The 13,011-nt window shown below is 46.7% G+C and carries 13 protein-coding genes; 4 read left to right on the top strand and 9 right to left on the bottom strand.

Annotated elements, in window-relative coordinates:
• Positions 1 to 44 precede the first annotated feature (44 nt).
• The 6 genes from MY7_RS05110 to MY7_RS05085 form a co-directional block, all read right to left on the bottom strand.
• On the bottom strand, positions 45 to 1,043 hold the full coding sequence (locus MY7_RS05110) for a LacI family DNA-binding transcriptional regulator (RefSeq protein WP_007610759.1): 999 nt from the start codon (positions 1,041 to 1,043) through the stop codon (positions 45 to 47).
• Between the two features lie 69 nt (positions 1,044 to 1,112).
• Positions 1,113 to 2,504 carry an MFS transporter gene (locus tag MY7_RS05105; protein ID WP_007610758.1) on the bottom strand — a complete coding sequence of 464 codons (1,392 nt, stop codon included), beginning with the start codon at positions 2,502 to 2,504 and terminating at the stop codon, positions 1,113 to 1,115.
• 24 nt (positions 2,505 to 2,528) lie between these two features.
• Positions 2,529 to 3,926 carry a glucuronate isomerase gene (gene uxaC / locus MY7_RS05100; protein WP_029325860.1) on the bottom strand — a complete coding sequence of 466 codons (1,398 nt, stop codon included), beginning with the start codon at positions 3,924 to 3,926 and terminating at the stop codon, positions 2,529 to 2,531.
• Between the two features lie 185 nt (positions 3,927 to 4,111).
• On the bottom strand, positions 4,112 to 5,290 hold the full coding sequence (locus MY7_RS05095; protein WP_007610755.1) for an NAD(P)/FAD-dependent oxidoreductase: 1,179 nt from the start codon (positions 5,288 to 5,290) through the stop codon (positions 4,112 to 4,114).
• A gap of 39 nt (positions 5,291 to 5,329) precedes the next feature.
• The gene (locus MY7_RS05090) at positions 5,330 to 5,746 is read right to left on the bottom strand and encodes a DUF1641 domain-containing protein (protein WP_003154908.1); all 417 of its coding nucleotides are present in this window, start codon (positions 5,744 to 5,746) and stop codon (positions 5,330 to 5,332) included.
• A 385-nt stretch (positions 5,747 to 6,131) separates the two neighbouring features.
• Positions 6,132 to 6,629: a cupin domain-containing protein gene (locus tag MY7_RS05085; protein ID WP_029325859.1), complete on the bottom strand. Its 498-nt coding sequence runs from the start codon at positions 6,627 to 6,629 to the stop codon at positions 6,132 to 6,134.
• A 129-nt stretch (positions 6,630 to 6,758) separates the two neighbouring features.
• Here MY7_RS05085 and MY7_RS05080 point away from each other — a divergent pair, with 129 nt between their 5' ends.
• Genes MY7_RS05080 through MY7_RS05070 form a run of 3 tightly spaced genes read left to right on the top strand, consistent with a single transcriptional unit; the run spans position 6,759 to position 9,269 of the window.
• On the top strand, positions 6,759 to 7,742 hold the full coding sequence (locus MY7_RS05080) for a DMT family transporter (protein WP_029325858.1): 984 nt from the start codon (positions 6,759 to 6,761) through the stop codon (positions 7,740 to 7,742).
• Positions 7,743 to 7,768: 26 nt separating this feature from the next.
• Complete coding sequence (locus MY7_RS05075; RefSeq protein WP_007610750.1) at positions 7,769 to 8,506, top strand: ABC transporter ATP-binding protein; 738 nt, start codon at positions 7,769 to 7,771, stop codon at positions 8,504 to 8,506.
• Between the two features lies 1 nt (position 8,507).
• Positions 8,508 to 9,269 carry an ABC transporter permease gene (locus tag MY7_RS05070; RefSeq protein ID WP_007610749.1) on the top strand — a complete coding sequence of 254 codons (762 nt, stop codon included), beginning with the start codon at positions 8,508 to 8,510 and terminating at the stop codon, positions 9,267 to 9,269.
• 25 nt (positions 9,270 to 9,294) lie between these two features.
• On the opposite strand, the gene MY7_RS05065 is transcribed toward MY7_RS05070, so the two are convergent.
• Positions 9,295 to 10,113, bottom strand: a complete 819-nt coding sequence (locus MY7_RS05065) for a uroporphyrinogen-III synthase (RefSeq protein ID WP_007610748.1) — start codon at positions 10,111 to 10,113, stop codon at positions 9,295 to 9,297.
• A gap of 175 nt (positions 10,114 to 10,288) precedes the next feature.
• On the opposite strand from MY7_RS05065, the gene MY7_RS05060 reads away from it, so the two are divergent.
• Positions 10,289 to 10,474 carry a hypothetical protein gene (locus MY7_RS05060; protein WP_003154919.1) on the top strand — a complete coding sequence of 62 codons (186 nt, stop codon included), beginning with the start codon at positions 10,289 to 10,291 and terminating at the stop codon, positions 10,472 to 10,474.
• A gap of 42 nt (positions 10,475 to 10,516) precedes the next feature.
• Here the strand turns inward: MY7_RS05060 and MY7_RS05055 are convergent, their stop codons facing one another.
• Together MY7_RS05055 and MY7_RS05050 are read right to left on the bottom strand one after the other, a co-directional pair.
• Positions 10,517 to 11,701, bottom strand: coding sequence for a macrolide family glycosyltransferase (locus MY7_RS05055; RefSeq protein WP_007610747.1), 1,185 nt, complete (start codon positions 11,699 to 11,701; stop codon positions 10,517 to 10,519).
• The gene (locus MY7_RS05050; protein WP_007610746.1) at positions 11,698 to 12,918 is read right to left on the bottom strand and encodes a cytochrome P450; all 1,221 of its coding nucleotides are present in this window, start codon (positions 12,916 to 12,918) and stop codon (positions 11,698 to 11,700) included. Before MY7_RS05050 ends, MY7_RS05055 begins: the two co-directional genes overlap by 4 nt.
• Between the last annotated feature and the right edge of the window lie 93 nt (positions 12,919 to 13,011).

Raw genomic sequence — 13,011 nt, 5'->3', positions numbered from 1 at the left:
GTTAACATTTTATCGTACGAAAACCCGGATATTCAGACGGGCCGTTATGTGAGTTTTTTAATTGAATCTCTTATCATCACCTCGGTGTTTTCGTATATTTTTTCCGCCGCCGTATCCGGGTCGGCGATTAGCGCCAAGATCTTCTCTGCACCGAGTATGCTGATGTTTTCAACCGGGCGTTTTACTGTCGAAAGCCTCGGCGTCATGTATTGGGAAATGCCGATGTCATCAAACCCGATAACAGATATATCTTCCGGAACGTTCAGGCCTTTGGCGAAAATGGCATTCATCGCCCCGATCGCCATATCATCGTTTGAACAAAAAACAGCCGTAGGCGGTGATTGAAGCGCCAAGAGTTTTTCCATCGCCTGACTGCCGCTTTCCATATCATAGCGGCCTTTTACACTGTATTCATGCTTAATCGGAATAGAATGATCAATTAAAGATGTCAAATAGCCTTCTTTCCGCTGAAAAGTTGACCTGAATCCTTCCTTTCCCTCAATGATCGCGATATCTCTGTGTCCGTTTGCGATCAGGCAGTCGACCGCCTGTCTGGAGCCTTCTTTATCGTTTGACAGGATATTCGTGATGCTCCGGTCATCAATGTCCCGGTTCAGCACGACAAGCGGGATGTTTTTCTCGCGAATATGATAAATAAATGAATTATCACTGTCGCTTTGGCTCATTAAAATGATTCCGTCATATCTCATGGGCGTAATGGTTTCAAAGCTTTTCAGGTCGTCAATCGCGCGGACGAACAAATTGTATTCCTCACTGATTGTGCGGTTTACACCTTTGATGGTATCGGAAAAAAAGCTGTGTGAGGTTCCGTTTGTGATGCTTGTAAAAAACAGTCCGATCGTATGGGACTTTTGCATGGCAAGGCTTTTTGCATTTACATTCGGTGTGTAATTCAGCTGTGAAGCGAGCTCTAATATTTTCTGTTTTGTATGCTCTTTAATGTAGGGGCTGCCGTTAAGTGCCCGGGATACGGTTGTGTGGGATACGTTGGCGAGTTTTGCGATATCTTTTATGGTTACCATCGTTTTTCCTTTCTTTCTGTTGCTGTCATTTATTTCTATTGTACCATTAACGGACAGTCCATAAAATCACTAAAGTTGAGGTTTTGCATGATGTAAGTCCTGAACGAGCTCGGCATGCTGCCGGTCCGTCAGCTTATACATTAAACCGATAATCAGCATGGCGCACGCTAAAGCGAAAGCCGGGTACAGTAGCAGTAGCCCTTTAATCCCGATCAGCGTGCCTTTTGTCTGAGATGCATTCGGGATATAGCCGATAACGCTCAGCCCGATGCCTGAAAGAAAACCTGATAAAGATTGGGCGAGTTTTCTGGAGAAGTTGAAAAGCGAATATGTCGTCGCTTCCTTCCGTTCACCCGTCTTCCACTCTCCGTAATCAATAATGTCCGACACAAGCGCCCACGTAATGCCGTTTGGTATGCTGATCCCGATAAAAGCAATGCTCGCTAACGCCGTAAAGATATATACATTTGACGGGAGACAGAAATTCAGCGCATCAGCCGCGGCGCTGACGGCAAAACCGATCATCACCGTTTGCTTTTTTCCGAAACGTTTGACGAGTTTCGGCATAAACAACACACCTAAAAATGAAGAACCGATGATGATAAAACTCATGTAGGACATCAGCTCCGCATTGTTGAGATTGTATTGGGCGAAGTAAACAAGCATAGCGGATTTAATGTTATATGCCGATATAGAGAAAATCGTCATGCAAACGACGGTCAGAAGCGGTTTGTTGCCGATAAAGCATTTGAAAACCGACATGACGGACAGCTTTTCTTTCGGCGCTTCACGGACGATAATTCTTTCTTTGCAGTTTCGGTAGCAGATCATAAATCCCGCGATTCCGATTACGGCCATCATTCCCATGACTGCCGGGTAGCCGATGTGAACGTTATCAAAATGAACGAGAATCGGGATGACGATGACACTTGTAATGAGCAGCGCGCCGAGGGAGCCGATCTGGCGGAATGCGGAAAGCGCCGTTCTGTCCTCCGCATCCTGTGTAATGGCCGCGCCGAGGGAGCCGTACGGAATATTGACGAAAGAATAAGCGACCCCCCACAGCATGTAAGAAGCATAGGCGTACACAAGCTTCCAGGTGACGCTCACGTCCGGTGACACAAAAATCAATACGGTCATGACCGCAAGAATAATACTTCCGAATAATAAGTACGGCCTGAATTTTCCCCGGGGTCCGATCTTTTTTCTGTAGTCAATGGCCGAGCCGACAATCGGATCAGTCAAAGCCGCAAACAGCTTGCTGACCAAAAAAATACTGCCGGCGAACGCTGCCGGAATGCCTGCGACATCTGTGAAAAACTTCAGCAAATAGATCTGCCCGAGATCAAACATAAATCCGTTCCCAAAATCTCCAAAACCATAGGATACTTTTTCTTTCAGACTCAGCTTATGCTCCTTCACTTTTGCGGCAGGTGCTGTCACGACAGGCACATTACTCATAGGCCACCTCTTTCATTCCATTTTTTAAAAGCGGAAATATTCCTCAGCATTCCGGTAACAAATCCCCTCGACAATCTTTCCTAAAAGCTCCATATCGTAAGGCGCTTCGCCTTGTTCCGCCCAGCCGCCGATCAGCGTGCAGACAAGCCGCCTGAAGTATTCATGGCGGGGATAGGACAGGAAACTTCTTGAATCCGTCAGCATCCCGATAAAACGGCTGAACAGGCCCATGTTTGATAACGCTTTCATTTGCTGGAGCATTCCATCTTTCGTGTCATTGAACCACCAGGCTGTGCCGAATTGAATTTTCCCCGGTGTTTTCCCATCCTGAAAGCTGTTGATCATGCTGGCGATAATATAGTTGTCATTCGGATTCAAAGAATACAAAATCGTTTTAGGCAATTGCCGCTTTTTTTCGGCGGAATCTAACAGCCGGGCAAGCGGTTTTGCGATACTCTCATCATTAATTGAGTCATATCCCGTATCAGGACCGAGGCTGCTGAACTTATTTGTATTGGTATTTCTTAACGCGTTAATATGGAACTGCATCGCCCAGTCCAGTTCGGCGTAAAGACCGCAAAGATATTGCAGCGTCCGTGTTTTGAATTTCTTTTCATCTTCAAAAGACACATGCTCTCCGCTTAATCCGGCTGCAAAAATCCGGGCCGCTTCCTCTTCAGTCGTCTCGGCATAAACCATTTGATCTAACGCATGATCCGACACTCTTCCCCCGGCATTGTGAAAAAAGCGGACGCGGGATTCTAACGCATCTAAATACGATTGGTAGGTGGTGACAGCCATTCCGGAAGCGCTCTCCAGCGAACGGACCCAATCGGCAAAACCCGGGCTGCTGATGTCCAGTCCTTTGTCAGGCCGAAATCCGGGCAGCACTTGAACCGGAAAATCACTTTCTTTCAACAGTTCGTGGTATGTCAGCGCATCGGCAGGATCGTCGGTTGTGCAAATGACTTTGACATTTGATTTCAGAATGAGATCCCTTGCGCCAAACCCGTCTCCCTGCAGGAGCTCATTCGTTTTTTTCCAAATTGCCGCAGCCGTTTTTTCATTCAATACGTCATAAATGCCGAACCAGCGCTGCAGCTCTAAATGCGTCCAGCTGTACAGCGGATTGCCTATCGCCATCGGCACCGTTTTTGCCCAGGCGAAAAACTTCTCTTCATCTGAAGCGTTTCCGGTAACGCAGCGCTCTTCAATGCCGTTGGCCCTCATGATCCGCCACTTGTAGTGGTCACCGTAAAGCCATGCCTCCGTAATGGTTGCGAAGGTTTTATTTTCATAGATTTCTTTTGGGCTTAAGTGACAGTGATAATCAATGATCGGCATGTTTTCAGCGTATTCCCGGTACAGCTTTACGGCCGTTTTACTACCCAGTAAAAAATCATCACCCATAAAAGCTTTCACACTTTCATCCTCCCTCTTAAAAATGTTAACGTTAACAAAATGGTTCTTTTTTATTTTAGCTTCCTCTTTCTCACATATCAATCATTTTTATTTTATTTTTCAGAAAATTGCATCCGTTAACGTTTTCATATAAAAAAAGACACTGCCGAGAAAGTCCGGCAATGTCTTCTGTATGATCTTAAGGATTAGTAAGCGAGGCTGAATAATCCTTTGATATGTGTTAAATAACGTACGTTACTTGCTTCTTTCATTAAAGATGCCGGAAGGCCTTTCAGCGGAGTAGAGTTCGCTCCGATGATGGCAACCGCGTCTTTACGTCCGAGGCTTGCAAGCGTACCAGAGTTTACAGGCTTGAATGTTTCAAGCGTTTTTCCTTCTAAGTAAGCGAACAGGTTGTAACCGACAAGTTCACCCATCTGCCAAGCGATTTGCGCTGTCGGCGGGTATGGACGGCCGTCCGGCGCAAAGTATACAGCGCTGTCTCCGACAACGAATACATCTTCGTGAGAAGTAGATTGTAAGAAATCGTTAACCGTCGCACGGCCGCGGTTCACTTCAAGGCCGGATTCGCCGACTAACGGGTTGCCTTGTACGCCGCCTGTCCATACAAATGTGTTGGCAACGACTTTTGAACCGTCTTTCAGATCAATAACGTTTCCTTCAACATTTGTAACAGGAAGACCTGTTAAGAACTCAACGCCGCGTTTTTCAAGACTTTTTGTCGCGCGTTCGATAAGGTCATCAGGAAGAACAGGAAGAATTTTCGGACCTGCTTCTACTAATTTCAGTTTGATTTCTTCCGGATCTACGCCGTATTTTTTCGTAAGGTTCGGCATGATGTCAGCAAGCTCACCGACAAGCTCAACGCCTGTTAAGCCGCCGCCGCCGATAAGGATCGTTGCATCAGCTTCGTTTTTCGTTTTAGCGTATTCACGCACACGGTCTTCCACGTGTTTGTATACTTTGTTGGCATCAGCAGCAGATTTCAGCACCATGCTGTTTTCTTCGAGTCCAGGAATGCCGAAATAAGCCGTAACAGAACCAAGTCCGACAACAAGCGCGTCATAAGTCAGCTTAGAACCGTCAGAAAGGGCAACTTCTTTCTTATCAACTGAGAAAGAATTGACTTCTGCGATTTTAATGTCGACGTCTTTTCCTTTCAGAAGTTTTTCAAGCGGCATAGCAACAGCCTGTTCAGACACGTTGCCCGCTGCAAGGCGGTGCAGTTCCGTAATAATTTGGTGAGTCGGGTATTTGTTCACAACGGTTACGCGTGCTTCATCTTTACTGTAATGTTTGCGAACGGTTAAAGCAGAAAGAACTCCGCCGTAACCAGCGCCTAAAATGACAATATGTTTTGACATCGTATATCCTCCGTCCTTTATATCAATTTGAATCTGAGATTATTTTTGTTTTTCGTTCATGATTTCAAGATAGCTGTTAGCAAAACGGAACAGCTTTTGAGCTTGAGGATCTTTCAGCATGCGCAGCAGGCCGAAAAGTCCGATCGTTTCATTGCTTGCATCCGCGCGGTCTTTTGCTTCGATCGCAGTAGCCGCAACTTCTTTCGCTGTTTCTTTCACCGGCTCAAGAATTTCTGTAAGCGCACCCACTGTATCGCTCTTCAATACTTCGTCTGTCGCTACAGACTGTGCAAAATCATAAGACTTCGTTAAAATATTTACTAACTCAGTCAGTTTTGGAAGCTGATCCACTAAAACAGTCAGTGATTCTTGAACTTCAGGTTTTAGCAGCTGATCAATAAGATCGCGTTGGCCTTGGCTGACAGATGCATTTGTTTGATCGATTGTTTCTGGCATATCCGATTCTCCTTTACTATAAGCAGTATGCTGATTTTTTTGGAAAGGGTAGCCTTTCCCCCTTCATGCAGAAAAGCATGAAAAAGCAAGATTGTGAATTCATGCACAATCATTTACAAAAATAAATGTTTACTACCCAGTTTTTCACTTTGCCATATCCAGTATTATTTTTATATCAACAAAAACAATTGAATAAGTCAAAATTTCTTTTTCCTCTCTGAAAATAGCAAACATAAAAAACCCAAATTTGATTTACTCTTATATAATAACACTTTTTGAACAAAATTTGAACGTGAATTGTTTCGTTTATGAAATTATTTATATGGCGGGGGTGTAATAACGTTTCTTTTAGGCTATTTTTTACAGACCATCCGCTTTTCCCCTGTCATTTTTCCCACAATTTTAATAGCGGGCCCGTTTTTCCCGTAAAGGGGTCGCATTCCGGGAGCGGGACACGGCTGATTTCTTCTGAAGTTCTATCATTTTTCTCCGTTTTTGTATCGTACTGCCGGCCGCCCGGATAAGCCCCGATCACGGTAAAATCAGAACTGCCCGACAGTTTTTTATGTCCGGTACCGGCCGGAATGACCGCTGCGTCCCCCGTTTGAAGAACGGCGTCCGCTCCTTGTTCCCCGCCGAACCTCAAAACCGCGTTTCCTTTTACCGCGACAAGAACTTCGTGCGTGGTGCTGTGAAAATGGTGATACGAAAATACTCCGCCCGTCCAGCTGTTAGACCAATCGTGCCGGCGGAGGACGGACTCTGCTTTCTGTACCGTTTCTTCATTAAATACCGCTTTATAAATAACAAGCGGAAGATTCGGGTTATTCGGAATGCGGCCGTCATCTTCGAAATAAAGCACTTGAATATCCTCTTTCTGCACTGTTTTCACCTCCGTATATGTCTGTTTCCCATTCATCATTTGTTAAAACGCTATTTTTTCATATTCCATTGCGAAGCCTGCCGGTGAATAGTATAGTATAAAAAAATATGTGTCAAAATGAGGGATTTAATGAAAGCTATCGTGATCGGAATATTGGCATCTCTGTTTTTTGCAGTCACATTTATTTTAAACAGGGCGATGGAGCTTTCCGGCGGAAGCTGGATGTGGAGCTCTTCCCTGCGTTTTCTTTTTATGATTCCGTTTTTATTTTTGATCGTTTATGCGAAAGGAAAATGGGCGCCGCTCTGGCATGAAATCCGAAAAAAACCGTTTTTTTGGCTGAAGTGGAGTTTTACCGGGTTCGTGCTTTTTTATGCCCCGATTACGTTTGCCGCGGCATATGGGCCGGGCTGGCTGATCGCCGGCACGTGGCAGATTACAATTGTCGCGGGTGTGCTTCTGTCGCCGTTTTTTTACGAAACAAAACATTCACCTGCGGGACCGGTTTCCGCCAGACAAAAGATCCCGCTTATTTCGCTGGTTACTTCCGTCATCATCCTGATCGGAGCCGGGCTGATTCAGCTTCAGCATGCGGGTTCTCTGTCCGGCCGCACGATACTATTCAGCGTTGTGCCGGTCGTCATCGCCGCTTTTGCCTATCCGCTCGGCAACCGCAAAATGCTGGAACAATACGGCGGAAAACTCGATACGTTTCAGCGGGTGCTCGGCATGACGCTCGCAAGCCTTCCGTTTTGGCTTTTGATCGCCGCTTTCGGCTGGCATAGAGACGGGCTTCCGTCAATGGGACAGACATTCCAATCCTTTATCGTCGCACTCAGCTCTGGCGTTATCGCAACAGTATTATTTTTCCGCGCCACCGATATGGTGAGGAATGAGCCGCAGAAGCTCGCTGCTGTTGAAGCGACGCAGTCCGGAGAGGTTCTTTTTGCACTGATCGGCGAAATTGTCTTTTTATCCGCGGCGTTTCCGTCACTTCTTTCATTTGCCGGACTGTTCATTATTATTGCGGGAATGGTCATGCATACATTCGCTTCCCGGCAGACAGACCAGAAAACGGCTGAGCAAACGTCAGCCAATCTCACCGGTTCCTGATTTTTTTACGAAAGGTGTCATCCTGTATGAAAGAAGAAATTCCGGCAATATCTTTTCTGTCAGCCGGCAAACGCTTTGAACAAAACAATACGTCCTTTGATGTCCTAAGCCGTGTAACCGGACATATTCAAAAAGGTTCTATCACGGCGTTGATAGGGCCTTCCGGCGCGGGAAAAAGCACATTGCTGTCGCTGTGCAATCTGATGAATACACCTGATGAAGGGCAAGTGCTTGTATTCGGAAAAGAAATAAGACACTGGGACATCAGAGAGCTCAGAAAAACCGCGGGCCTTGCATTTCAATCAGCTCCCGTCATGGACGGCACGGTGCGGGACAACCTTCTGCTCGCAGAAAAACTCCACGGCGCACAGCACTATACGCCTGAAGAGCTCGCAGATTTTACAGATCTTCCGCGCGGGCTTCTGGATCGGAATGCAAAAGAATTATCCGGCGGACAGCGGCAGAAGCTCTCATTAGCGCGAACCCTCGCCGGACTGCCGTCCATCCTGCTGCTGGATGAAATCACCTCGGCGCTGGACCCGTCATCCGTTCTCATCATTGAGAAACTGATTACGAAACTCCATCGGCAAAAACAGCTGACGATCCTGTGGATCACCCATAACCTTGAACAAGCGGAACGATTATCCGATACAGTATGGTTTATGGCTGAGGGACGGCTTTTAGAAACCGCGGAAACGAAAACGTTCTTTAAGGAACCGAAACATGAAAAGGCCCGGGCGCTTTTACAAGGGAGCGGGTGCTGATATGAATGATCTTTCTCTGTTATTGACAAGTATATTTGTCATTATTGCGTTATTCCTTTCTAAATCTTTTAAAGCCGGCGTCGAAAAGGATATGATCGTCGCAACCGTCAGGGCCGTCATTCAGCTGCTCATCATCGGCTATGTGCTGTCGCTGATTTTCCGCGGTGATCACCCGATATTTATCATATTAATGGTGCTTCTCATGCTCACGGCCGCTTCGCACAATGTCGCCAAACGGAAAAAAATGCGGATCGGCTCATTTTGGCGCGTTTTTCTGACACTGGCGATCGCGGAAACCGTGACGCAGGGACTTTTACTGACCCTGCATATCATTCCGTTCACTTCAAGATATGTCATTCCGATAAGCGGTATGGTCATCGGAAACTCCATGGTGCTCTCAAGCCGGTTTTTAAGCCGGCTCAGTTCGGAAGCAGACCTGCGGAAAGAAGAAATCCAGCTGATTCTCTCTCTCGGAGGGACGCCTAAGCAGGCCGTCCGGCAGATATTGACGTCCAGTATGAAGCTCAGTATGATCCCGACGCTTGAAAGCCAGAAAACATTGGGTCTCGTTCAGCTTCCCGGCATGATGACGGGGCAGATTTTAGCGGGGGCTGATCCGATACAGGCGGTGCGCTTTCAGCTGCTGATCGTTTTTACAACGATGACCTCTGCTCTTCTTACATGTATCATACTCAGCGCCTTGACATATCCTTCCCTTTTCACGGAACACTGGCAATTAAAAAAATTCAGCAGGGAAGCGTAGGCTTTTTTCCCTGCTGAATAATTATTTATGATAAGGTCAGAGATTCATAGTAACGGGATAATTCAATAATCATCGCTCCCATCCGCTCAATGTCCGGAGCAAGAACCCTCTTTACCCCTTCATCCCGAATCGCTTCAGCCGTCACTTTGCCGACTGCGGCGGCAAGCACTTGTTTTTCGAATGCCTGCTGCAATTCTTTTGTGAACCCTTTTTCTTTTGCATAATCAAAGAGAGAGCGCACTTGAATGGCTGTCGTAAAACATACGGCATCGACCTCTCCGTTTAACAGCTCTCCCAGCAGTTTATCGACCGTCTCCCTTTCAGGCGGAATATGCTGATACGGGAGAACAGGGAATACCTCCGCTCCGTTTTTCTCAAGGAACTCCGTTAAGACCGGCGCTTTTTCACCATGAAGCTGTATCATGACTCTTTTATCTTTAAAGTCAAATCGTTCCAAGGAGCGGATCAGCCCTCTTGTTGTACCGTCTTCATCTGAGGCATGCGGCGTGATGCCGAGCTTTTTTAAGGCCGCATATGTTTTATAGCCTCTGCAGCCGATTTTCGCTTCATGAACGGCCGCTAAAAATTCTTCTTTCAGGCCGATTTTTTCCGATACCGACAATAACGTTTCCGTACCGATGCCTGTGGTGAATATCGCCCAGTCGGCTTTTTGCCCGGCAAATGTTCTTACGTCGGGTTCAATTTGATCCTCCGCCAGGTATACGGTTCCTTGGAGGGAACGGACGACCGCCGTTCCGCCCTGCTTTTCTATTAATTTTGTGATCTCTTCTGTTTTCCGCGAACCGCCGATGGCAATCCGTTTCCCGTTCAATCCTTTTCCCATCGCTGTTTTCTTCTTCCCTTCAGATGCCGGGCGCCCTATGGCAGGCCGTCATTTATTTCTATTATTGTTACGCAATCAGCCGGGAAAATCAAGCTATGCTCCCGTTGAATCCCCCGTGCAGTTGCTGTATCATTAACCGGGCAGAACGATTTGATTCGCGGAGGGATTTTCAATCATGGAAACAAAAAAAGAGTTCGAGACAAAAGGATACGATACTTCGGTCATTTATGAGTTCAATGAATATCCTGATGTTCACAGCGGCCGATGTGACAATTGCGACTACACGCTGTTTAAAAGCTCAGTGAAGGGCGGAAAATTTTTGAGGGAATGCCGGAGATGCGGCATGAAGAAAAACATATAACAAAACAGGCAGCCGTCTTCCGATGCGCTGCCTGTTTCTCAATCAATTTTCGACGGCCGCCGTTTTCAAAAATTCTTCAATGGCGCAAACAGCCTGTTTGGGGCCGCCGGTTTCTTCTATTTTCTGCTGCATGCTTTTCACGCGGCTGAGGATGTTCTTATCGCCGTATACGTTCTGAACGTCTTTTTGCAAACGGGCCACAGTGACTTCTTTCGGCGGCAGATGCACGCCAAGCCCCAATTCATCCACACGCTTTGCGGTGACCTCTTGTTCGTGCATTTGCGGAACGACAACGAGCGGGACACCCGCATTCATTGCTTCCATTGTACTGTTCATCCCGCCGTGAGATACGAACAGCTTTGCTTTCTCCAGCACATCAAGCTGCGGAACGTGCTGGCGGATGATAAAGTGATCGGGGACATCCGAAAAACTTTCCGGATCAATTGTTGTGCCGACTGACATAATAACCCGCCAGTCCGAATCCCGAAACGCGTCAATACACATCCGGTAAAATTCAGGCCAGGCGTTAAACGCCGTTCCCAGTGAAATGAGCATAAGCGGACGGTCATCGGCTGCATCAATTTCCAGACTTCCCGTATTTGTACGTTCTCCAAGAGACGGACCCACAAAACAGAAACTTTCGTCAAAGGTTTCCTGTTTCGGCTGAAAGGCCCTTGGCATAAAGACGATATTCAATTTTTCAGGCATAAAAAACTCTTCCATTGTCATACGTTTCAATTGTTCATTTTCAATCTGCTCCTGGTATTCTTCTATCGCCTGTTTGGCCGCTTCCAGTGTTTCTTCGTCTCTTCCTAATTGAAAATACTCATTCATTGCATAGCTCGGGCAGAACTTTACGGCCGGGATGCCGCCATTATCCGCAAACAATTTTCCGGCAAGAGCTAAAAAATCAAACAGGACGATGTCAGGAAGGTCGTCTTTGTACAGCTCTTCCAGCTGCGGAAGCACTTCAACCGCTTCTTCCAGAAACATCACAAACGCGTCATTTTTGTTTACCCGATCTTTTATCGTCTCCGGGTCCGCCTTTATGCTTGTGCGGTATAAAACGGGAATGGCGCCCGTTTTGGCAACGGAAGCTTCAAATTCCTCAGTCGTAGCGAATGTCACTTTATACCCGCGATTGACAAGTTCCTCGGCTACAGGCAGCGTGGGATTGACATGACCGTGAGCGGCCACATTAATAATGGCGATGTGTGTTTTTCTCATCTTTTTTCTTCTCCCTCATTTTCGTTTATCTCCGCTTCTAAAGACTCCAGCCCGTACATGACACTGTTTCGGATCGGCTCAATCCGGACGGGCTCAAGGTGTGAAAAGTTTTTTACAATTCCTTTCAGCGCGGCTTCCGCTTCGAGTCTGGCAAGCGGAGCGCCTAAGCAGAAGTGCACGCCGAATCCGAAGGAAAGGTGCGGATTCGATTGGCGATGAATATCAAATACGCCCGCCTTCTCAAATTTGTTTTCATCACGGTTGGCAGATGCAACGTAGCAGAGAACGATCTCCCCGCTTTTCAAGCTGCGTCCGCGCAGTTCAGTGTCGTGCCGGACCGTCCTTCTGACAAACGGAGCGGGAGCGCGAAAACGCAGCGTTTCTTCCACCGTTTGCGCGATGAGAGAAGGGTCCTGTCTCAGCTCTTCATAAAGGCCGGACGTCTCTAATATGCTGTAAACCGCATTTGAAATGAGATTAGTCGTTGTTTCATTTCCCGCCACTAAAAGCAGGTTGCAAAACGGGATCAGATCTTCTGCCGTGAGCTTCTCTCCCTCTTCTTCCTCTTTTATCAAAATAGAAATAATGTCTTGGCCGGGCTGTTTTCGTTTACTTTCTATTATTTCCGTAAAAAACGCCGCCAGCTCCGCCTCACATCGGTCACGTTCCTGCTGATTTTTCTCCGCCGCTTCAGGACTCGCATCTTTCGGCATGCTGACGAGAATGTCCGACCATTTTTTAAACTGATCCATACGTTCGGACGGAACGCCTAATAATTCTGAAATCACCATGACCGGCAAAGGGTAAGAGAGATCTTTAACGATATCAATCCGCCCTTTGTTCTTTGCCTGTTTAAGGAGCTGATCGGTAATATCTTTAATTCTCGGCTCCCATTCCTTCAAGACGCGGGGAGTGAAAGCGCGATTGACGGCAGATCTGATTTGGGTATGCTTCGGCGGGTCCATATTCAGCATGGACTTTGCAATCGAGCTTTTCACATCAGTCATGAGGCTTGAGAACGTCTCTTTATCACTGATGACTTTTTTGACATCATCGTATAAAAACACACTCCAAACCTTCGTTTCTTCATCAAAGTGTATAGGGCTTTCCCGTCTCATTTTTTCGTACCAAGGAAAAGGGTTGTATACGTCCAGGCCGTTTTTTCCTTTCATCAGGGTTCTTTGGATGGCTTGTCTCGTGCTCCTCAGCTTACTCATGTTTCATCACTCCTGATTGTTTCATATTTGAATAGTTGACGTACCTTGAATTTTATCCTAGCACATATTTTCAATTTTTTTCTATTCATAACC

Origin of the sequence: Bacillus sp. 5B6, assembly GCF_000259405.1 — a bacterium.
In the GTDB taxonomy this organism is placed as follows: domain Bacteria; phylum Bacillota; class Bacilli; order Bacillales; family Bacillaceae; genus Bacillus; species Bacillus velezensis.
Note: the sequence above shows the minus strand (reverse complement) of the source record. Positions and strands in the feature narration are given on the sequence as shown.